This is a genomic window from Arthrobacter oryzae, from assembly GCF_031454875.1.
Taxonomy (GTDB): domain Bacteria; phylum Actinomycetota; class Actinomycetes; order Actinomycetales; family Micrococcaceae; genus Arthrobacter; species Arthrobacter oryzae_D.
The window spans coordinates 1-22,711 of the sequence record NZ_JAVDRQ010000005.1 but is presented as its reverse complement, the minus strand read 5'-3'; the positions used below and the strand labels follow the sequence as shown (position 1 = coordinate 22,711).

23 protein-coding genes and 1 riboswitch are annotated in these 22,711 nt (G+C 66.5%); of the genes, 13 read left to right on the top strand and 10 right to left on the bottom strand.

The annotated features are described in order from the left end of the window. The first annotated feature begins 100 nt into the window (after positions 1-100). A complete protein-coding gene (locus J2805_RS10155; protein WP_309975754.1) occupies positions 101-1,438 on the top strand; it encodes a glutamyl-tRNA reductase in 1,338 nt (445 codons plus the stop codon). 239 nt (positions 1,439-1,677) lie between these two features. On the opposite strand, the gene moeB is transcribed toward J2805_RS10155, so the two are convergent. After that, complete coding sequence (gene moeB / locus J2805_RS10150; RefSeq protein WP_309975752.1) at positions 1,678-2,877, bottom strand: molybdopterin-synthase adenylyltransferase MoeB; 1,200 nt, start codon at positions 2,875-2,877, stop codon at positions 1,678-1,680. An 84-nt stretch (positions 2,878-2,961) separates the two neighbouring features. Between moeB and J2805_RS10145 the strand changes: the two genes are divergently transcribed. From J2805_RS10145 to J2805_RS10135, 3 genes are read left to right on the top strand one after another with little or no spacing between them, the layout of a single operon-like run. Next, a complete protein-coding gene (locus J2805_RS10145) occupies positions 2,962-3,630 on the top strand; it encodes a TetR/AcrR family transcriptional regulator (RefSeq protein WP_309975751.1) in 669 nt (222 codons plus the stop codon). 51 nt (positions 3,631-3,681) lie between these two features. Next, positions 3,682-3,906 (top strand): DUF3107 domain-containing protein, encoded by a 225-nt coding sequence (locus J2805_RS10140; RefSeq protein WP_309975749.1) that lies wholly within the window; start codon positions 3,682-3,684, stop codon positions 3,904-3,906. Between the two features lie 49 nt (positions 3,907-3,955). Beyond that, positions 3,956-4,258, top strand: a complete 303-nt coding sequence (locus J2805_RS10135; RefSeq protein ID WP_309975747.1) for a hypothetical protein — start codon at positions 3,956-3,958, stop codon at positions 4,256-4,258. 33 nt (positions 4,259-4,291) lie between these two features. Here the strand turns inward: J2805_RS10135 and J2805_RS10130 are convergent, their stop codons facing one another. The 4 genes from J2805_RS10130 to J2805_RS10115 form a co-directional block, all read right to left on the bottom strand. Further along, positions 4,292-4,957 carry a 4a-hydroxytetrahydrobiopterin dehydratase gene (locus J2805_RS10130; RefSeq protein ID WP_309975745.1) on the bottom strand — a complete coding sequence of 222 codons (666 nt, stop codon included), beginning with the start codon at positions 4,955-4,957 and terminating at the stop codon, positions 4,292-4,294. A gap of 28 nt (positions 4,958-4,985) precedes the next feature. Beyond that, the gene (locus J2805_RS10125; protein WP_309975743.1) at positions 4,986-5,810 is read right to left on the bottom strand and encodes a thiazole synthase; all 825 of its coding nucleotides are present in this window, start codon (positions 5,808-5,810) and stop codon (positions 4,986-4,988) included. 5 nt (positions 5,811-5,815) lie between these two features. Next, positions 5,816-6,052, bottom strand: a complete 237-nt coding sequence (thiS, locus tag J2805_RS10120) for a sulfur carrier protein ThiS (RefSeq protein WP_309975741.1) — start codon at positions 6,050-6,052, stop codon at positions 5,816-5,818. Then, positions 6,049-7,392: an FAD-dependent oxidoreductase gene (locus tag J2805_RS10115; protein WP_309975739.1), complete on the bottom strand. Its 1,344-nt coding sequence runs from the start codon at positions 7,390-7,392 to the stop codon at positions 6,049-6,051. Before J2805_RS10115 ends, thiS begins: the two co-directional genes overlap by 4 nt. Beyond that, a riboswitch (TPP riboswitch) is annotated at positions 7,385-7,504 on the bottom strand. It overlaps the preceding gene by 8 nt. Before the next feature lie 26 nt (positions 7,505-7,530). Here J2805_RS10115 and thiE point away from each other — a divergent pair. From thiE to J2805_RS10095, 4 genes are all read left to right on the top strand, one after another. Further along, positions 7,531-8,193: a thiamine phosphate synthase gene (gene thiE, locus J2805_RS10110; protein WP_309975737.1), complete on the top strand. Its 663-nt coding sequence runs from the start codon at positions 7,531-7,533 to the stop codon at positions 8,191-8,193. Between the two features lie 60 nt (positions 8,194-8,253). After that, positions 8,254-9,747 carry an RNB domain-containing ribonuclease gene (locus J2805_RS10105; protein ID WP_309975735.1) on the top strand — a complete coding sequence of 498 codons (1,494 nt, stop codon included), beginning with the start codon at positions 8,254-8,256 and terminating at the stop codon, positions 9,745-9,747. Positions 9,748-10,035: 288 nt separating this feature from the next. Then, on the top strand, positions 10,036-11,775 hold the full coding sequence (locus J2805_RS10100; RefSeq protein WP_309975733.1) for a DEAD/DEAH box helicase: 1,740 nt from the start codon (positions 10,036-10,038) through the stop codon (positions 11,773-11,775). Between the two features lie 8 nt (positions 11,776-11,783). Next, on the top strand, positions 11,784-12,656 hold the full coding sequence (locus tag J2805_RS10095; RefSeq protein ID WP_309975731.1) for a DNA-methyltransferase: 873 nt from the start codon (positions 11,784-11,786) through the stop codon (positions 12,654-12,656). Between the two features lie 78 nt (positions 12,657-12,734). Here J2805_RS10095 and J2805_RS10090 read toward each other — a convergent pair whose 3' ends face one another. Beyond that, on the bottom strand, positions 12,735-13,583 hold the full coding sequence (locus tag J2805_RS10090; protein ID WP_309975730.1) for a PHP domain-containing protein: 849 nt from the start codon (positions 13,581-13,583) through the stop codon (positions 12,735-12,737). Between the two features lie 60 nt (positions 13,584-13,643). On the opposite strand from J2805_RS10090, the gene J2805_RS10085 reads away from it, so the two are divergent. Beyond that, positions 13,644-15,236 (top strand): aminopeptidase P family protein, encoded by a 1,593-nt coding sequence (locus J2805_RS10085; protein WP_309975728.1) that lies wholly within the window; start codon positions 13,644-13,646, stop codon positions 15,234-15,236. Between the two features lie 62 nt (positions 15,237-15,298). Here J2805_RS10085 and J2805_RS10080 read toward each other — a convergent pair whose 3' ends face one another. Continuing rightward, on the bottom strand, positions 15,299-16,177 hold the full coding sequence (locus J2805_RS10080) for a YflT domain-containing protein (RefSeq protein WP_309975727.1): 879 nt from the start codon (positions 16,175-16,177) through the stop codon (positions 15,299-15,301). 76 nt (positions 16,178-16,253) lie between these two features. Between J2805_RS10080 and J2805_RS10075 the strand changes: the two genes are divergently transcribed. Genes J2805_RS10075 through J2805_RS10065 form a run of 3 tightly spaced genes read left to right on the top strand, consistent with a single transcriptional unit; the run spans position 16,254 to position 19,373 of the window. After that, positions 16,254-17,537, top strand: a complete 1,284-nt coding sequence (locus J2805_RS10075; protein ID WP_309975726.1) for a magnesium transporter MgtE N-terminal domain-containing protein — start codon at positions 16,254-16,256, stop codon at positions 17,535-17,537. Beyond that, positions 17,518-18,234, top strand: a complete 717-nt coding sequence (locus J2805_RS10070; RefSeq protein WP_309975725.1) for a DUF1003 domain-containing protein — start codon at positions 17,518-17,520, stop codon at positions 18,232-18,234. The genes J2805_RS10075 and J2805_RS10070 overlap by 20 nt, the downstream gene beginning before the upstream one ends. Positions 18,235-18,245: 11 nt before the next feature. Further along, positions 18,246-19,373, top strand: a complete 1,128-nt coding sequence (locus J2805_RS10065) for an Mrp/NBP35 family ATP-binding protein (RefSeq protein WP_309975724.1) — start codon at positions 18,246-18,248, stop codon at positions 19,371-19,373. A gap of 38 nt (positions 19,374-19,411) precedes the next feature. On the opposite strand, the gene J2805_RS10060 is transcribed toward J2805_RS10065, so the two are convergent. The 3 genes from J2805_RS10060 to sigE form a co-directional block, all read right to left on the bottom strand. Beyond that, the gene (locus J2805_RS10060) at positions 19,412-19,813 is read right to left on the bottom strand and encodes a Sec-independent protein translocase family protein (protein ID WP_309975723.1); all 402 of its coding nucleotides are present in this window, start codon (positions 19,811-19,813) and stop codon (positions 19,412-19,414) included. An 81-nt stretch (positions 19,814-19,894) separates the two neighbouring features. Further along, positions 19,895-20,860, bottom strand: a complete 966-nt coding sequence (locus tag J2805_RS10055; protein ID WP_309975722.1) for a hypothetical protein — start codon at positions 20,858-20,860, stop codon at positions 19,895-19,897. Positions 20,861-21,021: 161 nt separating this feature from the next. After that, entirely contained in the window at positions 21,022-21,651 is a 630-nt protein-coding gene (sigE, locus tag J2805_RS10050) for an RNA polymerase sigma factor SigE (RefSeq protein WP_309975721.1), read from the bottom strand. A 313-nt stretch (positions 21,652-21,964) separates the two neighbouring features. On the opposite strand from sigE, the gene J2805_RS10045 reads away from it, so the two are divergent. Beyond that, complete coding sequence (locus J2805_RS10045; protein WP_104172170.1) at positions 21,965-22,597, top strand: O-methyltransferase; 633 nt, start codon at positions 21,965-21,967, stop codon at positions 22,595-22,597. Positions 22,598-22,711 lie beyond the last annotated feature (114 nt).

Genomic DNA, 22,711 nt, shown 5'->3' with positions numbered 1-22,711 from the left:
CAGCCGCGGGCCGGCGTGGCAGGAATCACAGGGCCCCGTGCTGTTCCCCACTGGGGATAGTTGTTCTACGCCGCAACGAAAAAGCTATGATTGTGATGCTGTGGTTCTTTTCTCATTGGTGGCTACACACGCCGACATCGACCTCGAGACCGTTGCTCAACTGAGCACCGGCGCTTCCGAGCTGGCTACATCCGCACTCTCCGGGTCGCCGGCAGTGACGGGTGCGGTGGTGCTTGCCACCTGCAACCGCTTCGAAATCTATGGTGAAGCGTCCCATGCAGACGACGTGGAAGCCGCCCGGGCCGCCCTGGTGGCCCAGATCAGCGAACGTACCGGCCTCAACGAGCAGCTGGTCTCCAAGTCTTTCAATACCCGCACCGGCGGGGAAGTCAGCCAGCACCTTTTCGCCGTGAGCTCAGGTCTGGACTCGGCAGTGGTGGGCGAACGCGAAATCGCCGGCCAGGTGCGCCGCGCCCTCATCACCGCCCAGCACGAAGGCACTGCCAGCTCAGGCCTCATCCGGCTTTTCCAGGCCGCGTCCAAGACGGCCAAGGACGTCGGCGCGCAGACAGCCCTCGGCTCGCGCGGGCTGTCCATTGTCTCGGTTGCCCTGGACCTCGCCACGGACCTTTCCGAAAACGCTGACTGGTCCACCAAAAAGGCCGTGGTGTTCGGCACCGGCGCCTACGCCGGCGCCACCATGTCACTGCTCCGTGAACGCGGCTGCAAGGACATCTCCGTCTTTTCCTCCTCCGGCCGCGCCGAGGGCTTCGTGGCCACCCGGGGCGGCAAGGCCCTCGACGCCGACTCGCTGCCGTCCGCTGTGGCCGCAGCGGATGTGATGATCGGGTGCAGCGGCTCCGACACCCGCGTCGAAGCGGACGAGCTCGCCCGGGTGCGGGCGGACTCCCCGCAAACGCTGATCGCCATCGACCTTGCGCTCACCCACGACTTCGATCCGGCGGTCGGAGAGCTCGACGGCGTTGAGCTGCTCACGCTCGAATCCGTGCGGCTCGCCGCTCCGCAGGAGCAGGCGGAATCACTGGCCCAGGCCAGCGGCATCGTCACCGGCGCCGCAGCAGCCTTTGAGCAGGAGCGCGAAGCGCGCTCCGTGGACTCGGCAATCGTCGCGCTGCGCCGTCACACGATGAACGTCCTGGACGCTGAGATGGAGAAGGTCCGGGCGCGTCACGGCTGCACGGCCGCCGCCGAGGAAGTCGAGTTCGCACTGCGCCGGATGGTCAAGCAGCTTCTGCACGTGCCCACCGTCCGGGCCCGCGAACTTGCCTCCAACGGCCAGCAGGAACAGTACATTGCGGCGCTCGAGGCGCTTTACGGCATCACCGTCGAACAGCCCGCGGCCGCCCCGGTGGCAGAATGCCCGGTGGACCACGGCCAGGCAGCTCCGGTGTCCGCCCCCCGGCGCGAAACCGCCTGAGCAACGCTGCCTGACTCACAGAGCGACGCTCTCTCACTTATGGCAGCCATCAACACGACGCTCTCCCACTTATTGCAGCCATCAACACGACGCTCTCCCACTTATTGCAGCCATCAACACGACGCTCTCCCACTTATTGCAGCCATCAACACGACGCTCTCCCACTCCTTTCAAGAGAGTGAGAGAGCGTCGTTGAAATTCGGGCGAAAAGTGAGAGAGCGTCGCGATAGGGTAACCGTCTAGTAGACGGGCTTGCCCGGTTCCACTTCCCGAACCCAGGCGAGGATGCCGCCGTCGAGATGGCTGACCCGCTGGTAACCCGCCTTGCGGGCCGCGGCCATAACAGCTGCCGAGCGAGTGCCGGCTTTGCAGTGGAAAACGATGTCCTTGTCCTGCGGCAGCTCGGACCAAGCCTCCCCCGCGAGGATCCTGCCCTGCGGAATGAGCACGGAGCCGTCGATGCTGACGATGTCGTGCTCTCCCGGCTCACGTACATCCACGAGGTCGAAGTCCTTCAGGCCGGCTTGGCGCGAGGCCAGCATCGTCGCCAGCTGCGTGGCCGTGACGGTGTTTTCCTTGGCTGTGGCAGCTTCGGGCACGATCCCGCAAAACGCCTCGTAGTCGGTGAGTTCGGTGATCCGCTCAGCCTCCGGATCCCGCGCCACCTTGATCTCACGCCAGCTTCCGCCAAGGGCATCAAACAGGGCGACGCGCCCCAGCATGGAGCGCCCGACGCCGGTGATCAGCTTGACTGCCTCGGTCACCATGAGCGACCCAACGGCAGCGCACAGCATCCCGAAGACCCCGCCCTCGCCGCAGGACGGCACCGAGCCTGCCGGCGGCGCCTCCGGGTAAAGGTCGCGGTAGGTGGGCCCATGCTTCTCCCAGAACACGCTGACCTGGCCGTCAAACCGGAAGATGGAGCCCCACACGTAGGGCTTTCCGAGGATGGCGGCGGCGTCGTTGACCAGGTAACGGGTAGCGAAGTTGTCTGCGCCGTCGAGAATGAGGTCGTAGTCCGCGAAAAGCTCCAGTGCATTCGAAGCATCCAACCGGACATTGTGAAGCCGGACATTTACCAAAGGGTTCAGGGCCGCAATGGAGTCGCGGGCCGATTCGATCTTGGACCGTCCCACATCCGCAACCCCGTGGATCACCTGCCGCTGCAGATTGCTCAGGTCAACGGCGTCGTCGTCGATGATTCCCAAGGTTCCCACCCCCGCGGCGGCAAGATAAAGGAGGGCAGGCGAGCCCAGACCGCCGGCCCCGATGACCAGGACCTTCGCGTTCTTCAGCCGGCGTTGGCCCACTGTGCCGATTTCGGGAATGATGAGGTGGCGGGAATACCGCTCGACCTCTTCGGCAGTCAGTGCCTCCGCCGGTTCCACGAGCGGATCCAGGGTTGCAGGGACAGCGGTTGCGGTGAACATGGAAGCCATACTTCAATGTATGCCCGAAGATGCCGCCAGGTCATATTACCCGCGCGTAAAGTGTAGGTAACTGCAACGGAAAGAAGGCCAACAGTGGTTCACGAGGCACCGGTTGACCGGACACAAGCCGGGAAGCCAGCTGCGGGACAGACGCGGGCCGGCGGTGCGCGTTCGGCAAGGCTCCCGCGTGACGAACGGCGCGCCCAGCTGCTGGCGGCTGCCCAGGAAGTGTTCGTCGCCAATGGCTACCACGGCGCCGCCATGGACGAGATCGCCGAAACCGCCCACGTCAGCAAGCCGGTGCTGTACCAGCATTTCCCTTCCAAGCGTGAGCTCTACCTCGCCCTCCTGGACAGCCACCTGAGCGCGCTGACGGACCTGATGCTGGGTGCCCTGAGCTCGACCACGGACAATGACGAGCGCGTCCAGGCGGTCATGCGGGCCTACTACCGCTTTATAGCCAGCGACGACCAGGCCCACCGCCTCGTGTTTGAATCGGACCTCATCAACGATCCCGACGTCAGTTCCCGCCTGGAAACGTTCAATAAGACATTTGCCGACGCCGTGGCCCGCGTGATCGCCGAAGATACCAAGCTGCCGCCCCTGGAGGCGCAGCTGCTGGGCCGCGGACTCGCCGGCATGGCACAGGTCAGTGCACGCTACTGGCTCGAAACAGACGGAAACCTGGACCTCGATGTGGCCAGTGACCTGATCTATCGTTTAGCTTGGCGCGGAATCTCGCGCTTCCCCAAGGAAACCTAGACTACAAATAGAGAACACCTTTAGAACTTTGATTGGCTGGGAGGCCTCGCTGTGGAAGTAAAGATCGGCATTCAGAACATCGGCCGCGAAATTGTGCTGGAATCGGCTCAGGATGCTGACGCTGTGGCAAAGCTCGTCGAGGCATCCATCGCCAAGGGCGCCGAACTTCGCCTGGCTGACGAAAAGGGCCGTGTGGTAATCATTCCCGCCAACGTCCTGGGCTACGTTGAAATCGGGGCCGAGGAAGCCCGACGCGTCGGTTTCGGCCAGCTCTAGGCCACCGCTTCACTCTGACCCACCCGCTCTGCAGCAAGGAGTTCACCGGATGCTTTCCCTGGTAATCGTGGCCCTGGTCACCGTGGCCGCAGGCTTTGTTGTCTGGGCGAACGACCGGCGGCATGCGAAGTACGGCATCGCCGTGCCGGCGGGAGTTGCCACCACCGTGGGCATGCTGAGCTGGATTGTCTTCATGGCGGCAGGTCTTGGCTACCAGCCGGGCCTGACGTGGATTCCTTGGGTGCTGCCCATGGTCCTGGGCACCGGGGCGGCACTCGCGGCCGCGGTGTTCCTGGGCCGGCGGCGCGCACTGCACGACACAAGGCAACTGACGGCCGCGCTGCGGCTCTAAGTTTGCGGCTCTAAGGGCGGGAGGCCGGGTCAGCTACAGATCCGGTTCGTGGCCTTCCTCGGTACAGAGGCACAGGCGGTTTCCCTGCGCATCCGTGACCACCACCCAGTTGGGTGCGTGGTCATGGTTCATTAAGGCGCCGGTGGCCGCGGTTTTCTCCAGCGCCGGGCCGGATTCCGCCTTGCTCCGGTGGATGTCCAGGTGGAAGCGGTTCTCGTTCGGGGTGGGCGTTTCCTGGAACCAGAGGCCCGGTCCGCGGCCGTAGGGGTCGGCCAGGTCCCCGTACCTGCCCTTGCGGTACCCCAGCGCCGTGCGCCAGACCTCGGAGATCCCGGCCGGATCGTCAGTGTCGATCACAACCTCAACCGTCCGGTACAGCCCCGGCTCGGCTGCCGCCCCGGCGGCAGCCGCCGCCTGGCTGACGGCTGCCGCGGCGGCGACGTCACGCTGTGTCACCTCGGTGCCGGCGTCGTGCGACGTGAAGCGGATGAAGACCCTGTTGTAGCGCCAGTCCAGGTCCGGGTGGTGGTTCTGCTCCTCGGCCAGGCGGCCGACCGCTGCAATCAGCTCGAGGGCAGCGGCCGCCGTCGGCGCCTTATAGACGGTCACCAGGCCGCCCAGCCGGTACCTCCAGTCGGGCAGGTCCGCCAGCGCGGCGTCGATCCGGGCTCGGGTAAGAACATCTTCCTTGCCGGTCACCATGGCTCCCTTGGATGGTCTCGGACTGCTAGAGGAACTCCGCCCGGCCCTCCATGGCCGACGACGCGAGAGCGTGCTCACGGCGCGGAATCCGGCCGGCCGCTTTCGCCAGCCTACCGGCGATGACCGCGTGTTTGAAGGCCTCGCCCATCATCGCCGGGTTCTGTGCACGGGTCACTGCCGTAGCCAGCAGGACGGCGTCGCAGCCCAGTTCCATGGCGAGCGCGGCATCGGACGCGGTGCCGACGCCTGCGTCCAGCACCACGGGAACGGATGCCCGGGACACAATGAGTTCTATGTTGTGCGGGTTCAGGATGCCCAGGCCCGTACCGATGGGTGAGCCGAGCGGCATCACAGCGGTGGCTCCGAGGTTCTCCAGCCGCAGCGCCAGCACGGGATCGTCATTGGTGTAGGCGAACACCTTGAACCCGCGGTTCACCAGCTGCTCGGTGGCCTCCACCAGCTCCACCGCGTCCGGCAGGAGCGTGTGTTCGTCGGCGATCACTTCAAGCTTGACCCAGTCCGTTTCCAGCGCCTCGCGCGCCAGTTCCGCCGTCATGACCGCGTCCCGGGCAGTGAAGCACCCGGCGGTGTTGGGCAGGACCCGGATGTTGTGGTCCACCAGGAGCTGGAACAGCGAGCCTGTTTCGGCCGGCGAGTAGCGTCGCATGGCCACCGTGGTCAGCTCGGTACCGGACGCGATCAGCGCCGCCCCCAGGCCGTCCAGGCTGGGCGCACCGCCGGTGCCCAGGATCAGCCGGGATCCCAGCGTGACGCCGTCCACAATGAACGGGTCCGCCGCCTGCCGTGCCTGTGCCGCATTGGCCACGCCGGCAACCGTTGTTCCTGTCATATTGCTCAACCTCCCTGGACCGCTGTAACGAGTTCGACGTCGTCGCCCTCGGTGAGCGGCGTGATGGACCACTGGCTGCGCGGCACTACCTCGGAGTTCCTTGCTACCGCGACTCCCAGTTTTTGGCCGTCGGCAGCCTGCCCGTTGGGGGCGAGGTTCCTGCCGGTGACCTGGCTGATGAGGGTGGTGACGGACGCGCCGTCCTCGACCGCGTGGACCGTGCCGTTCAGTTTGATGTTCATGCCGTTTCCTTGTTCGGGTCAATTGTGACTGTGTTCACGGGCGATGGCGATGCTGCCGGAGGACCGGAGAAGCGGTCGGGCCGGAACGGCGCCCAGCGCGGGTCGGCGTTGCCGTCCATAAGCTGCCTGCAGATGGCTGCAGCCGCGGGCGTCAGCAGGACGCCGTGACGGAAGAATCCGGTGGCAATGACCAGTCCCGCAACGTCCCCGCCGGTACCGTCCGCGACCCGCCCCAACAGCGGCGCGTTGTCCGGCGTTCCCGGACGCGCCCTTGCCGTGACCTCCAGGAGTTCCAACTCGGCGACTGCCGGCACCAGTGCCTGCGCGTCGCGGAGCAGCTGGTAGACGCCGCCGGCTGACACGGCGGAACCGGCGGCCCCGGGAGGTGCCGCAGGCCCTGTGCCGGCGCCTTCAAAGTCCGCAGCGGAGAGGGCGTCTTCCCGCTGCGTTGCCCCGATCACCACCGTGCCGTCCTGCCGGGGAACGATATAGACCGGGACCCCGTGGACCATGCCGCGGAGGGTCGATGTCACCAGCGGCTGCAGGTAGGCGGGAACACGCAGGCGCAGGATGTCGCCGTAGACCGGGCGGAGCGGGAGCTTCAGGCCTTCCGGGAGCCCGGCCAGGGCCGCAGCCGCGAGCCCGTTGGCAACGACGGTCTCCCCGGCGAGTACTTTGCCTCCCCCGGCCAGGCTGACGCCGCTGACCCGGCCGTCCTCCCAGAGCAGGCCGGCTGCCCGTTCACGGACGGCGGAACCTGCCAGGGACTCCGCGATCCGTGCGAGGAGCCTGCGGGGGTCCACTTGGTGGTCCGTTGGAATGTCGAAGGCACAGGAGATTCCGGGGCTCAGCAAGGGTTCGCGGGCCCGTGCCTCCCTGACTGTCAGTGGTTCCACCGTGAGGCCGCTGGCCTGCTGGGCGCCGCGCAGGTCTGCGAGCGCCCGGCGGTCGGCGGCGTCGGCACCCACGGCGAGGGTCGACGTCGTGAGGTATCCGGTGCCGGTGGCGCCGGGATCCTGTGACGAAGGCCGTGACTCGGGTCCGGGCTCCAGGCGGCCGGCGAAGGCCGGCCACAGCGCCGATGCGTGGAGCATCAGTTCCAGGAGCTGTTCCTCCTGGTAGTGGAGTTCGCTTACCGGCGCCAGCATACCGGCGGCGGCCCAGCTCGCGCCCGTTCCCGGTGCGTCATCGATGACCACCACGGACCTGCCCGACTGCCGGGCTTCCCACGCTATGCCGTGGCCGATGATCCCTCCGCCGATAACGGCGACGTCGGCGCTGATTTTCCGAGGGGGCGCGGCGTGCGCAGTGGCGCTGCCTGCTGCGGGTTGCGGGGTCATTGTCATCCTTCCCTACGCCGGTACTAACCGGATCAGGTCAAGCGGTCGGCTCTGACGCCCTCTCAGCCCTGCAGCTTTGTGACAGCTTCAGCGGGCTCCCGCGGTACCTCCCCAGTTTAGAGGAACTAGGCTTGTGCCATGACCGAGCAAGCCCTCCACACCAGCGCCCGCCTGTACCTCTGCACCGACGCCCGCACCGACCGTGGCGATTTTGAGGACTTCGTTGATGCCGCCTACGCCGGCGGCGTCGACATCATCCAGCTCCGCGACAAGGGCATCGAAGCCGCCGAGGAGCTGGAGCTGCTGGAAGTGCTCGAGGCTGCAGCCCGCCGTCACGGCCGGCTCTGGTCGGTCAACGACCGCGCCGACATCGCCTCGCTCGCCGGCGCCCCCGTACTGCACATCGGGCAAAAGGACCTCCCCCTGGCTTCGGCACGGAAATTCCTCGGCGATGACGCCGTGATTGGCCTGTCAACGCACAGCCCGGAGCAGATCGACGCGGCCATCGCCGCGTCAGCGCGTCCCGGCGGGCTGGACTACTTCTGCGTCGGACCGGTGTGGGCCACTCCCACCAAGCCTGGCCGGGCCGCCGTGGGCCTCGGCCTGATCCGCTACGCGGCAGCCGGGACCGTTGGCAGTCCCCCACTCCCCTGGTTCGCCATTGGCGGCATCGACATGGGCAACGTTGAGCAGGTCGTGGCAGCGGGCGCCCGGCGGATCGTAGTGGTCCGCGCCATCACCGACGCTGACGATCCGGCCGGAGCGGCCAAGTCGCTGCTGGAGGCGCTCGACGCCGCCTAGCAGCAGGGGATCCGCTCTTCGTCCAAGACTAATGGCGCAAATCGAGCTAACCTGACTTTCGTGTCACATCATCGCCTGACTCCAAGTGTCCACGAACAGACCAACCGGCTGGCCGAGGCGCTGCACGCGCTCCGGACGGAGTTGGAACTGCCCGGGCCCTTCCCCGATGATGTCCTCCAGGATGCGCTTGCTGCCATTGCGGAGCACAAGATGCCGGACCTCGACCTCACGGATGTGGAATTCGTGACCATTGATCCCCCTTCCTCCACCGACCTGGACCAGGCCCTTTTCATTGAACGGTCCGGCGGGGGATACAAGGTGCTGTATGCCATCGCCGACGTGCCGTCCTTCGTGGAGCCCGGCGGGGCACTCGATGCCGAAACCCGCCGCCGCGGGCAGACCTTCTACGCCCCGGACGGACGGATTCCGCTCCATCCGGAAATCATCAGCGAAAGCGCCGGCAGCCTGCTTGCAGGCCAATTGTGCGCCGCGTTTGTCTGGGAGTTCGAGCTGGACCATGCAGCGCAGGTACAGTCCGTGCTGGTGCGTCGGGCGAGGATCCGGAGCCGGGCGAAACTCAGTTATAAGGACGTCCAGGAGGACCTCGATTCGGGCAAAGCGGGCCCGGTCCTGCAGCTCCTCAAGGAGGTGGGGCTCCAGCGCGTGGAATTGGAGAGACTGCGCGGCGGCGCCAGCCTGAACATGCCGGATCAGGAAATCCAGCAACTGCCCGACGGCGGCTACCGCATTGTCGCGGCACCTTCCCTCCCGGTGGAGGACTGGAACGCGCAGATCTCCCTGATGACCGGCATGGCCGCCGCTGACCTGATGCTCGAAGGCAAGGTGGGCATCCTCCGCACCATGCCGGCCCCGGACGAACGCTCGCTCCTGCATTTCAAGCGGCAGACGCACGCACTCGGAAAGCCGTGGGACGGCCAGGCCAGCTACGGCGAGTACCTCCGGTCCCTTGATCCCATGGACCCTCGGCAGCTTGCCATCCTGCATTCCGCGGGCATGCTGTTCCGGGGCGCGGGCTACACACCCTTTGACGGCACCGTGCCGGACGACGCCATCCAGTCGGCCATCGGGGCGGCCTACGCGCACACCACGGCCCCGCTGCGCCGGCTGATCGACCGTTTCGTCCTGGTGATCTGTGAAGCGCTGAGCAACGGCACGGCTGTCCCCGACTGGGCCCGCGAGGCGCTCCCCTCCCTGCCTGAAATCATGGCAGCCTCGGACCAGCTGGCGGCACGGATGGAACGGTTGGCCCTCGACACGGTGGAGGCTGCCCTGCTGATCAACCACGTGGGGCAGGAGTTCGACGCCGTGGTCATCTCGGGGTCGAAGCCGGGCAAACCTAACGGGAACGGCGGCAAGGCTAACGGGAACGGCGGCAACGGAAACGGCAACGGACCGTCCGGTATCATCCAGATCGCCGACCCTGCGGTGACGGCCAGGTGCCCCGGTGAGCTCGAATCCGGCACCACGGTCCGGGTCAGGCTGCTCTCCTCGGACATTGCCACGCGCGAGATCAAGCTGGAGCTGGCGGACTGACTTACGCGGCGTGCACGGGGCGTCAGTCAGGGAAGTTGCGCTCAACGGCTAGACTGAATGAGTAGTAATGGATGCCCGGTCGTTGATTTCCTCAATTTACGAATTCAACAAGCCCGCCCCTACGCGATCTTGAGACACACCCGCTGGTCCCCAGTGCCAGCATTTAGATAGCCCGCGATCGGCTTCCACTGGATTTGCTTGCGCGCCCGAGCGTGCTCCGGAACGGCCTCGCGGCCGGCCCCGTTGAGCAGGCAGCGCCAATGCCCAAATGAATAAGGAAACTCCCCTGTGAGTGAATTGCATACGCACCAACTTCTGACCGACGACACCGGCACGGAATCGATCGAGCCCGAAGAGACCATCATCTCGGACGAAAAACCGCACGAGATAGCGGAAAAGTCCTTCGCCGACTTCAACGTCCGCGCCGACATCGTGGAATCCCTGGCCGATGCCGGGATCACCCACCCCTTCCCCATCCAGGCCATGACCCTGCCTGTGGCCCTTGCCGGCCACGACATCATCGGCCAGGCCAAGACCGGCACCGGCAAGACCCTGGGCTTCGGCATTCCCGCGCTGCAGCGCGTGGTGGGCCGCGATGACCCCGGCTTCGACAAGCTGGCAGTCCCGGGCGCACCGCAGGCACTCGTGATCGTGCCCACCCGCGAACTGGCCGTCCAGGTGGCCAAGGACCTGGAAAACGCCGCCAAGAAGCGCAACGCCCGCATTGCCACGATTTACGGCGGCCGCGCCTATGAGCCGCAGGTGGATGCCCTGCAGAAGGGCGTCGAAGTTGTTGTCGGTACGCCCGGCCGCCTGATCGACCTGTACAAGCAGAAGCACCTGAGCCTGAAGAACGTCAAGATCGTCATCCTGGATGAGGCCGACGAAATGCTTGACCTCGGTTTCCTGCCCGACGTCGAGACGCTGATCGCCGGAACCCCGGCCGTCCGCCAGACCCTGCTGTTCTCGGCAACGATGCCCGGCCCGGTTATCGCCATGGCCCGCCGCTACATGACGCAGCCCACCCACATCCGCGCCGCCGACCCGGACGACGAGGGCCTGACCAAGCGCGACATCCGCCAGCTCATCTACCGTGCCCACAGCATGGACAAGATCGAGGTTGTTGCCCGCATCCTGCAGGCCCGCGGCCGCGGCCGCACCATCATCTTCACCAAGACCAAGCGCACGGCCGCCAGGGTTGCCGAGGAACTCGTGGACCGCGGGTTCGCCGCAGCCGCCATCCATGGCGACCTCGGCCAGGGCGCCCGCGAGCAGGCGCTCCGCGCGTTCCGCAACAACAAGGTGGATGTCCTGGTGGCCACCGACGTCGCGGCCCGCGGCATCGACGTCGACGACGTCACCCACGTGATCAACTACCAGTGCGTCGAAGACGAGAAGATCTACCTGCACCGCGTTGGCCGCACCGGCCGCGCCGGCAACAAGGGCACCGCCGTTACGTTCGTCGACTGGGACGACATGCCGCGCTGGGGACTGATCAACAAGGCCCTGGGCCTGAGCGTGCCCGAGCCGGTGGAAACCTATTCCTCCTCGCCGCACCTGTTCGAAGAGCTGGACATCCCCGAAGGCACCAAGGGCCGCCTGCCCCGCGACAAGCGCGTGCTGGCCGGCGTCGATGCCGAGGTCCTGGAGGACCTGGGCGAGACCGGCAAGAAGCCCGGGCGCGGCAGTAGCCGCGACGGTGGCCGTGACAGTGCGAAGGACAGCGGCCGGGGAACCGGACGGGACAGCGGACGGTCAGGCGCACGCGATTCCAGGCGCAGCGAGGCCGGCAGCCGGGACAGCAGCGGACGCTCAGGTGAGCGCCGTCGTCGTACATCCGACAGCGGCGCCGCGGCAGCTCCGGCTGCAGAGGCAGCACCCGCGGCCGCAACGGCTACCGCGCCGGCCGAGGTGGACCGCGCTACCCGCGCCCGCCGCCGCACGCGCACCCGGCGCCGCAACGGCGAAGTAGTGGGCGGCGGAAACGCAGTGCAGGACGGCGCACAACGTGGCGACACCGAGGCCTAAAACCCTCAATGACTGACACCGTCTGGGCGCCGGACGGCAGCAACCTGGTGGTACACGCGGACAACGCCGAGTACCTCCCCACGCTGCCGGACGGCGCCTTCACACTCATCTACGTCGACCCGCCGTTCAACACGGGCCGGTCCCAGCGCCGCCAGCAGACCACCATGGTGCGCAATGCGGACGGCGACGGCGACCGCGTGGGCTTCAAGGGCCGCTCCTACGACACGATCAAGGGCGCCCTGCACAGCTACGACGACGCGTTCAGCGACTACTGGTCCTTCCTGGAACCGCGGCTCGTGGAAGCCTGGCGGCTGCTGGCGGATGACGGCACCCTGTACCTCCACCTGGACTACCGGGAGGTGCACTACGCCAAGGTGATGCTGGATGCCATCTTTGGCCGCGAGTGCTTCCTGAACGAAATCATCTGGGCCTACGACTACGGTGCCCGCGCCAAGTTCCGCTGGCCCACCAAGCACGACAACATCCTGGTGTACGTCAAGAACCCGGCCAAGTACCACTTCGACAGCGCCGAAGTGGACCGTGAACCGTACATGGCGCCCGGACTCGTGACTCCCGAAAAGAGGGAGCTGGGCAAGCTGCCCACGGACGTCTGGTGGCACACCATCGTCTCGCCCACCGGCAAGGAAAAGACCGGGTACCCGACGCAGAAGCCCGAAGGCCTGATCCGCCGCGTGGTAGCTGCCTCAAGCCGTCCGGGCGACTGGTGCCTCGACTTCTTCGCGGGCTCCGGCACCCTGGGAGCCGTGGCCGCGAAGCTTGGCCGGAAATTCGTCTGCGTGGACCAGAACCAGCCGGCCATCGACGTCATGGCTCACCGGCTCGCCGCCAAGGCGACGTTCACCTCGTTCCCGCCCAACTGACTCGCACTTAACGTCGTCAAACGGGCTTTTCGGCGCGTTAACTGCCAGTCAGTTGGGTCAGATCAGGGGGCGGGCCGTTCACGGACGCACGACGGCGGTGCCCCTGGCCTGCTCTTCGATCCGGGCCAGGACGTCCGGTGAGGTCAGGTTCTCGCCCAGCAGGTTCGGCTTGCCCGTCCCGTGGTAGTCGGAGGAGCCCGTCACCAGCAGGCCATGCTCCTCGGCGAGTGCCCGGAGGAACGTCCTGCCGTCTTCAGTGTTGTCGCGATGTTCGATCTCCAGGCCGGCGAGGCCGGCGTCGATCATTGCCAGGTAGGTCCGCTTGCCCACCACGCGGCCCCGTGCGGAAGCCACCGGGTGCGCGAACACCGGCACGCCGCCCGCGGCCCGGACAAGCGCCACAGCCACGGCCGGATCAGGGGCGTAATGCTGAACGTAATACCGGGAATGGGAGGTCAGGATCGACGCGAAGGCCTCGGACCGGTCCCCGACCACACCGGCTGCCACCAGGGCGTCGGCGATGTGCGGCCGGCCCAGCGTTGCGCCGGGTGCCACGTGGTGGATGACATCGTCCCAGCTCAGCGGATAGTCCTCGGCAAGAAGGGTGACCATGCGTTCGGCCCGGGTGAGGCGTGCGTCCTTGGCCTTGGTGATTTCCTCCAGCAGTCCGGGATGCGACGGGTCATGGAGATAGCTGAGCAGGTGGACGCTGATGCCTTCAGCCGTCCGGCAGGAAATTTCCATGCCGGGAACCAGGGCAACACCTTCCGCGCGGGCCGCCACGGAGGCCTCGGCCCAGCCGTCGGTGGAGTCGTGGTCGGTCAGTGCCACCACGTCCAGGCCCGCCGCTGCCGCGGCCGCCATCACCGTTGCGGGCGCCTCAGTGCCGTCGGAAACGTTCGAGTGGGCGTGCAGATCAATCCTCACTTGCCCAGCCTAGTAGATGGCCGGTGGCTAGCGCCGGTCCGCTGGTGAGACTATGGGACGGTGAACGATGCAGATAACGCCTACAACGGTGAAAATACAGCAAATCAGCCCCTCGATGAGCGCGTCAACAACCGCTCGCAGCGGCCCAGTTCCGACGCTTTCAAGGCCTTTATGGCCAGCAATTGGGCGCCGTCGGCACAAGAGCTCCCCGATCGGGACGCCGTAGCCGACCACGCCGCCGCCCGACGCCGCACCATTTCCGGCCTGTTCAAGGGCGAACGCCTGGTCATCCCTGCCGGGCCGCTGAAGGTCCGCTCCAACGACTGCGACTACCGCTTCCGGCCGCACTCCGGCTTCGCGCACCTGACAGGCCTGGGCCTGGACCATGAGCCGGATGCCGTGCTGATCCTGGAACCGGTTGAAGAAGGAAAGGGCGACGACGGCGGGAATCACCGCGCCACGCTCTACTTCCGCCCCCTGGCCGGCCGGGACACCGAGCAGTTCTACGCCGACTCCCGCTCCGGCGAATTCTGGATCGGGGCGCGCCCCACGCTGGCGGAATTCGAGCGGAGGCTGGGCCTCGCCACCGCGCACATCGAGCAGCTTGAGCTCGCCATCACCAAGAACGTGGGCGCTCCCGAAATCGGCGGGATCTCCATCCGTTTGGTCCGCAAGGTGGACGAGAACATCGACGCCCTCGTGGACACGGCCCGCTACAACACGGCCAAGGACCCGGACAACCTGGACCTGGGTGTGCTCGATGCCCTCGACGAGAAGCTCACGGAAGCCCTCTCCGAGCTCCGCCTGCTGAAGGACCAGTGGGAGGTCGAGCAGATGCAGATCGCCGTGGCCGCCACTGTGGAGGGGTTCACCGAAGTGGTCAAGGCCCTTCCACGCGCCCTGACGCACCGGCGGGGCGAGCGCGTGGTCGAAGGCGCCTTCTTCGCCCGTGCCCGGGAGGAAGGCAACGAGCTGGGCTACGACACCATCGCGGCCTCCGGCAATAACGCCACCGTACTGCACTGGACCCGGAACACGGGTGCCGTCAAGTCCGGCGAACTGCTGCTGCTGGATGCCGGCGTTGAAGCTGATTCGCTCTACACCGCCGACGTCACCCGGACCCTTCCGGCGAACGGCACGTTCACGGACATCCAGCGGAAGGTCTATGAAGCCGTCCTGGACGCAGCTGACGCGGGCTTCGCGGCAGCCCGGCCGGGCACCAAGTTCCGGGACATCCACACCGCCGCCACCACGGTCCTGGCTGAGCGCCTGGCCGAATGGGGTCTGCTGCCGGTGTCCGTCGAGGAGGCCATCAGCCCCGAGGGCCAGCAGCACCGGCGTTGGATGCCGCACGGCACCAGCCACCACCTTGGCCTGGATGTGCACGACTGCGCCCAGGCCAAGCGCGAGCTCTACCTGGACGGCGTCCTCACGCCCGGCATGGTGTTCACCATCGAACCCGGGCTGTACTTCAAGAACGAGGACCTCGCGATTCCTGCGGAGTACCGCGGCATTGGCGTCCGGATCGAGGATGACATCCTGATGACTGCGGACGGCCCCGTCAACCTCAGCGCGGCCCTCCCCCGCAAGGCCGACGACGTCGAGTCCTGGATGGCCGGTATCTACCAGGAGATCGACCCGCAGCAGCCGTAAGGCCCACGCAAAAGGCCTCCGTCCGGATCTGGTCCGAACGGAGGCCTTAGGTGTCCCCCGGGCTACTGCTGGGTGTTGCCGTCGGAAGGCTCCTGCTTGGGGCCTTCCTCCTTGGGTGCGTCGGTTACGCGAACTCCGTACTGCGGCCTGCCGTCGGGCAGGTCCGGGTAACGCACGGCCGGCGCCGGAGCCGCCCGGTGCTGGGGGTGTTCCGCGACGGCAGGCGTTTCATGGCCGGGTGCGCCGGCCGCATGGGCGCCGGCGGGCGGCTGGTTCCCCGGCTCAGGCGACCTCTGGCCGTAAGGATCGTTCCAGCCGGCGGGACGCTGCGGTCCGGGCCCCTGCTGCGGGCCCTGCTGGTGCCCGGGCTGCTGGAACGGCTGGTTCTGGTAGCCGCCCTGACCGTACGACGCTGCCCCTACGGACGCGTCTGACGGGGTCATGGGCAGCTGCTGCAGCATGCGCCGTGCCTCATGGGAAGCCTCAAAAGCCACCACGACGTCATAGTTGGTGGCCACCACCTGGCTTGTTGAGGTGAAATCGCGCTTCCCGCGCTGCATTGCGTAGGTGACGATGCCGAAGAGCATGAAGAACGCCGCGCCCATGAGTACCGACGTGACAATCGAGAAGTAACCGCCGGTGGGCGAGAAGAAGGACAGCATTACGCCGACAAACAGGCCAAACCACATGCCGCTCAGTGCACCGGACAAAGCGACCCGGGGGTAGCTGAGGCGGCCGGTGACGCGCTCCACCATCTTCAGGTCGTTGCCCACGATGGACACCAGCTGGACGGGGAACTGCTGGTCCGCGAGATAGTCCACCGCTTTCTGGGCGTCCAGGTAGGAGGTATACGAACCCACGGTGTCCCCGGTCGGAACCGTTCGGAATTCGTCCGGCCCGTTGGGGCCACCGGCCTTGGGAGCACCAAAAATGTTTGACATACATCCATTCTTGCCCATCTGGCTGTACGCAGGCTGAAATTCAGCTAAAAGAGAGCAGACTCGGTAGCCTGTACAAGTGAGCACAAATCTTTCGCGGGTGTTTGTTGCGCGCCTTCTCGGACTGGATGTCTTCGACCCCCTGGGCGACCGGCTCGGCAGGCTGCGCGATGTTGTCGTGCTCTCCCGCGGCACCCGGGGCGCACCCCACGTCGTGGGCATCGTGGTGGAAGTACCCGGCAAGAAGCGGGTATTCGTCCCGATGACCCGCATCACCTCGATCGACCAGACCCAGGTGATCTGCACCGGCCTGGTGAACCTGCGCCGCTTCGAACAGCGCGGCGCGGAAACACTGGTTGTGGCCGAAATGTTCGACCGCCGTGTGACCCTGGCGGACGGCAGCGGCGACGCCACCATCGAGGACATCGCGATGGACCGGCACCGATCTGGCGACTGGTTTGTGAGCAAGCTGTTCGTGCGCCGCGGACACTCCCTCTCGCCGCTCAGCCGGCTGCGCCGCAACGAGACCATGATCATCGACTGGGCTGACGCGCAGCAGGGTGCCAGGACGGAGCCCCAGGCTGCCACCCAGTTCGTAGCAACACACGAGGACCTGAAACCCGCCGACTTCGCCGAAGCGCTCCAGGAAATGAGCGACAAGCGCCGCTTCGAAGTGGCGAGTGAACTGCAGGATGAACGGCTCGCGGACGTCCTGCAGGAGATGCCTGAAGGCGACCAGGTGGAGATCCTCTCCGCCCTCGATGTCAACCGCGCCGCCGACGTCCTGGAGGAGATGGACCCGGACGACGCGGCGGATCTCCTCGCCGAGCTCCCGTCGGCCCAGGCTGAGGAACTGCTCCAGCTCATGGAGCCTGAAGGTGCCGAGGACGTCCGCCGCCTCCTGGAGTACGACGAAGACACCGCCGGCGGCCTCATGACGCCTGTTCCGGTCATCCTGCCGCCCGAAGCCACAGTGGCCGAAGCCCTGGCCCACGTCCGGCGGGAGGAGCTCTCCCCGGCGCTGGCGTCGTCTATCTTCATTGCCCGGCCGCCGCTGGAAACGCCCACGGGCCGGTTCCTGGGCGTGGTCCATATCCAGCAGCTCCTTCGCTACCCGCCGCCTGAGCCGCTCGGCAACCTGGTGGACAAAAATCTGGAACCCGTTTCGGACCAGGCCCACATCAGCGAGGTGGCCCGCACCCTGGCCACCTACAACCTGAACTCCCTCCCCGTGGTCAACGAGGACGGCCGGCTTGTCGGGGCGGTGACTGTTGACGATGTGCTGGATCACCTGCTCCCGGATGACTGGCGCGCCCACGATGATGACGCCCCGATAAGGAAACTTGGAGGCCGCATTGGCTGATCTCAGCTCCACGAGGAACACCGGACACCGTCCGGGAGCAAAGATCACTGGCGGCCTGGACACACCACTGAGCGGACGCCAGCGGATCCTGCCCAAGTTCTCTCCCAACCCGGACGCCTTCGGCCATGCCACGGAAGGTTTCGCCCGCTTCATGGGCACGCCGCAGTTCCTGGTCTACATGACGGTGTTCGTCGTGGTCTGGCTTGCCTGGAATACGTGGGCTCCGCTGGAGTGGCAGTTCGACTCACGTGAGCTCGGATTCACTTTGCTGACCCTGATGCTGTCCCTCCAGGCTTCCTATGCGGCTCCCCTGCTGCTGCTCGCCCAAAACCGCCAGGATGACCGTGACCGCGTCTCGCTGCAGCAGGACCGCCAGCGCGCCGAACGCAATCTCTCGGACACCGAGTACCTCACCAGGGAGCTGGCCTCCCTCCGCATCGCGCTGCGCGAGGTTGCCACCCGCGACTACGTCCGCGCCGAGCTGCGCAGCCTCCTGGAGGACATGCTTGAGGCGCAGGAGGAACTCCGCACCCATGACCCGTCCGGCGCCGGCAGCCACGAGTCGCCCAAGGACAAAGTCAAAGAGAAGCTGAAGGAACGCCGCGACAAACAGCGCAACCCGCGGACCCAGCAGATCCCTAAGATCAAGCCGGACCACCCCGGCTATCCTGCACACCTCAATCCCCCCGAAAGCTGAGCACTGACTGCATGGACACCCCCCTGGCCCAGGCAGTGGACGCTGCACTGGCCACTGTCATCGACCCTGAACTGCGGCGCCCCATCACCGAACTCGGCATGGTGGAGTCGGTGCACATTGCCGACGACGGCCGGGTCCGGCTCGCGGTGCTGCTCACCATCGCCGGCTGCCCCCTGCGCGGCACCATCACCGCGGACTCTGAGGCGGCGCTGTCCGCAGTCCCGGGCGTTACCGGCGTCGACGTCGAACTGAAAGTCATGACGCAGGCGCAGCGCGATGCCCTGAAGGAGCAGCTTCGGGGACACGGGGGCCAGCGCGGCATCCCCTTCAACCAGGCCGGTTCCCTGACGAAAGTGTTCGCGGTGGCCAGCGGCAAAGGCGGCGTGGGCAAGTCCTCGGTCACCGTCAACCTCGCCTGCGCCATGGCTGCCCAGGGCCTGCGTGTCGGCATTATCGACGCCGACGTGTACGGCTTTTCGGTGCCGGCACTGATGGGCATCGACCAGTCCCCCACCCGCGTGGACGACATGATCCTCCCCCCGGTCGCGTACGGGGTGAAGGTCATTTCCATCGGCATGTTCGTCAAGGGCAACCAGCCCGTGGCCTGGCGCGGGCCCATGCTGCACCGGGCGCTTGAGCAGTTCCTCACCGACGTCTACTTCGGCGACCTGGACGCCCTGTTCCTGGACCTGCCGCCGGGGACCGGGGACATCGCCATCTCGGTGGCGCAGCTGCTGCCGAAGGCCGAGATCCTGGTTGTGACTACACCCCAGACGGCGGCCGCGGACGTCGCCGAACGCGCCGGCGCCATCGCGACGCAGACGGGTCAGTCAGTGGCCGGCATTGTGGAGAACATGTCCTATCTTGAAATGCCCGACGGCGGCAGGATGGAACTGTTCGGCAGCGGCGGCGGGGCTGTCCTCGCCGAGCGGCTGAGCGCGACCGTTGGGGCGGACGTGCCGCTCCTGGGCCAGATTCCCCTGGACATCCTGTTGCGGGAGGGCGGCGACGCGGGCGAACCGATCGTGCTGGGCAGGCCGGAAACGCCGGCGGCCAAGGCACTGACTGGGATCGCGGGGCAGCTTGCGGCGAGGCCGCGCGGTTTGACGGGGATGAAGCTGGGCCTCCAGCCGAGGTGACTGTTGACGGACCCGTGGTTGAGCTGTGAGAGCCCGGCTTAGGTGGCCTCGGAGTCGAACGGTGCCTGCTCGCCGTCGGCCAGCCGCTCGATGACGCGTGCGGGACGTTCTTCGGCGTAGGAGGCGGCGGACGCCGCGGCGACTGCCGCAACAGCGGCGGGGGCGCCTGCACTCACCGGCTTGGTGTCGTCGTCGAGCAGCGCTTCCTTGATGATCCGGCGCGGGTCGTACTGGCGCGGGTCGTATTTCTTCCAGTCAACTTCGTCGATGTCGATGCCGACTTCGTCCTTGATCTGTTCCCGGGCGCCGGACGCCATCCGGCGGACTTCCTTCACCAGGTTCGCCAGTTTCTGGGTGTATTCGGGCAGGCGGCTGGGTCCGATCACCAGGACGCCGATGATCAGCAGAAGGAGAAACTCCGGGCCGTTGATTCCAAACACTTTAGGAAGATTACCCTCTCCGGCGTGCTGCTGACGATTCGGACGCGGGCAGCACCCTGGACGGCGCAAAGGACGGGTGGCTCATGGTGTGAAAAGCTCCATGATGCGCCCCAGGCCGCGCTTCAGCCTCGCAGGCAGGTCCTCCGCAGCGTGCACGGCGGCATTGTCCGTCCCGGGCCCTGCCGGGCCACCTTCCACGCTGCGCACGGCTGCTGCGGAACCCGCGCTCATCAGCTCTGCCAGACCGTCGTCGGCTGCGTCCGCGGGAAGATCCGAAATGTACGTAAACGTCACATCGGAGGTCTGATAAATGGCTTTCCAGGGGGCTGATGGGTTGATCCACAGCGACCCGCCGGCAGGAGCCCCGCCTTCCGGGGCAGGCACAAATCCGTCTTCGGCAGCGGGGCGTCCCGTCAAAATATTCGTGGGCGGGGAATTGACTGCCACAGCTGCCGCACCGCCTGTTTGGGGTGCCTGCGGGTGCTGTTCCAGGACAGTAGCAAAGTGCCGGCCGTCCGTTAGCCTCAGCTCCAGGACGCCCTGCCCTGATACGACCTCACGGCGCGCCCACAGCACGTGGAACCCCAGGCCCCCGAGCTCCGGGCAGGACCACCCCTGTGCGCGGAGGCCCTGAAGTTCCACGGACGTCAGCATGCCGGCTGTCCCCAGCGGCGCGGCACTCGCGTCACCGGCGTCCGGGGAACCTGTGCCGGTGACTGCCGTTCCGGGCGAAACGGCACCGTCTGGCGGGAAGATTCCCTCCGAGGACTGCAGCCCGAAAGCGGCCGCCTGCTGCTGGGACAGGGACGAGGAACCCCCGGCCGCGTTGGGCGTGGGATCACCGGCGAGGAAGTAAGCCGCCCCGGCGACCACCCCGGCAGCAGCCACAGCTCCGCCTGCTGCCAGGCCGAGCGCCTTGACCGCGGGAGAAGCATGAACGGTCGGCCGGGAAGCCGAGGCGGACGGCGCCATGGCGAGCTGCTGCGTCCGGGCAAGCAGCCTGGCCGTCAGGTCGTCGCTGGCGGCGGGGATGGCCGCGCGCCGCATCCGCTCCAGGTACTGGCGCTCACGCCAAAGTTGGGACGCGCATTCAGGACAGGACTGTATGTGCTGCGCGCTGCGGCCGCGCCTGCCCCGTGTCAGGAATCCGCGCGAACAGTTGCCCCCAAGGCCACGCAGCAGGTTTCTCAGCTGACCCATGGAGCCGATCAGAGGATGCCGGCGATGCGCGGCATCTTGAGCCGCGGTTTGAGGGACTGCCTGGTCCGGGGGTCCCGGTGCGCCAGCTTCTCACGAAGCATGGTTCGGCCGCGGTGGATGCGTGACCTCACGGTTCCGAGTTTGACGCCGAGCGCTTCGGCCACCTCGTCGTAGGACAGGCCTTCAAGGTCACAGAGGACGACGGCGGCACGGAAATCCGGCGGCAGTTCCTCCAGGGCGGCCTGCACGTCCAGGTCCAGGTTGTTGAATTCGAAGCTCTGTTCCGGGCCGGGTTCGCGGCCGGGCAGCCGGGATTCGGCGTCGTCGGCGAGGGCATCAAAGCGGATGCGGCTCTTGCGCCGGGCCTGGTCCAGGAAAAGGTTGGTGGTGATCCTGTGGAGCCAGCCATCGAGCGTGCCGGGCTTGAAGTTCTCCAGGGACCGGAAGACGCGGACGAACACCTCCTGGGTGAGGTCCTCGGCGTCGTACTTATTGCCCGTCAGGCGGTAGGCAAGACGGTAGACCTTGGCGGAGTGGTTCGTGACCACTTCTTCCCATGTGGGCCTGACCCACTCGGCTTCCGGCTGGGCGACTGGATCTTCAATTGCCGGGACAGGTGCCACAACTGATGCTGACATCGTCCACTCCCCTCGTGGATGGTACTAACGCCTGGGCGGTTCTGGCACCAGTCGGACTGACACCAGTGCTTCGGCGCCGATCACCTCCTGGATGAGCGGATAACCATCATTTCAAAGTTGGCTGGGAATTTCCTGACTTTCGCCAACCTTCAGCCTTGGGCGGAACCAACCTTCGCTTCGCACTGGCGAACGGTGGTTCCGGTCACATCTGCGGGCAGCCACAGCCTGCCGCGCCGTCACCTCCGGGCCCGGCACCGCCGGACACAGTACGCTGTTAGAAACAATCCCCCTGCCGCCCAGAAAGCGAATCCTCATGAGCGCCGATAAGTCCACGAGCTGGTCCTACGCAGAAGATCTGCCTGCCGAGGATGAAGTCCTGTTGCATGCTCGTGAGCGCTCCTTTGAACTGGGCGTCACTCCTGTGGGACCCGGCGTTGGCGCGGTACTGACGGTATTGGCAGCGGCATCCAAGGCGCAGACCGCAGTGGAGATCGGAACCGGCGCGGGCGTATCCGGCGTCTGCCTCCTTCGCGGGCTCGGCCCCCAGGCGGTGCTGACCACCATCGACGTCGACGTCGAACATCTCCGGGCTGCGCGCGAGGCCTTCCAGGAAGCGGGAAGCCCGGCCAACCGCACCCGTACCATTTCCGGCCGGGCCGGAGACGTCCTGCCGCGCCTGACGGACAGCGCCTACGACCTGGTGTTCATCGACGCGGATAAGCCGAACATTCCCGGATACGTAGAGCAGGCCATCCGGCTGCTCAAATCCGGCGGTCTCCTGATCATCAATGACGCCCTGGACAAGGACCGGGTGGCCAACCCGGCGGCCCGCGACTCCACTACTGCGGTCCTTCGCCAGGTGGGCAAGTCAATCCGCGACGACGATCGCCTGGCCTCGGCGATGCTCCCCACCGGCGACGGACTCCTGGTGGCGGTCAAGAAATAAAGAAGGGCCCGTAGCCTTCTGAACTGCTCCCCGAAAGTTGGACTGAGAAATCAGTTCTAACTTTTAGGGAGCAGCTTTATGCATGGAAGAAGTTCGTTGTCCGAGGAGCAGCGC

Excerpts from the sequence above, each read along its gene's own strand:
- moeB (WP_309975752.1), bottom strand. The coding sequence starts at position 2,877 with ATGGCTTCCATGTTCACCGCAACCGCTGTCCCTGCAACCCTGGATCCG.
- J2805_RS10135 (WP_309975747.1), top strand. The coding sequence starts at position 3,956 with ATGCTTTCCCTGGTAATCGTGGCCCTGGTCACCGTGGCCGCAGGCTTT.
- J2805_RS10125 (WP_309975743.1), bottom strand. The coding sequence starts at position 5,810 with ATGACAGGAACAACGGTTGCCGGCGTGGCCAATGCGGCACAGGCACGG.
- thiS (WP_309975741.1), bottom strand. The coding sequence starts at position 6,052 with ATGAACATCAAACTGAACGGCACGGTCCACGCGGTCGAGGACGGCGCG.
- J2805_RS10115 (WP_309975739.1), bottom strand. The coding sequence starts at position 7,392 with ATGACCCCGCAACCCGCAGCAGGCAGCGCCACTGCGCACGCCGCGCCC.
- thiE (WP_309975737.1), top strand. The coding sequence starts at position 7,531 with ATGACCGAGCAAGCCCTCCACACCAGCGCCCGCCTGTACCTCTGCACC.
- J2805_RS10095 (WP_309975731.1), top strand. The coding sequence starts at position 11,784 with ATGACTGACACCGTCTGGGCGCCGGACGGCAGCAACCTGGTGGTACAC.
- J2805_RS10080 (WP_309975727.1), bottom strand. The coding sequence starts at position 16,177 with ATGTCAAACATTTTTGGTGCTCCCAAGGCCGGTGGCCCCAACGGGCCG.
- J2805_RS10065 (WP_309975724.1), top strand. The coding sequence starts at position 18,246 with ATGGACACCCCCCTGGCCCAGGCAGTGGACGCTGCACTGGCCACTGTC.
- J2805_RS10055 (WP_309975722.1), bottom strand. The coding sequence starts at position 20,860 with ATGCGGCGCGCGGCCATCCCCGCCGCCAGCGACGACCTGACGGCCAGG.
- sigE (WP_309975721.1), bottom strand. The coding sequence starts at position 21,651 with ATGTCAGCATCAGTTGTGGCACCTGTCCCGGCAATTGAAGATCCAGTC.
- J2805_RS10045 (WP_104172170.1), top strand. The coding sequence starts at position 21,965 with ATGAGCGCCGATAAGTCCACGAGCTGGTCCTACGCAGAAGATCTGCCT.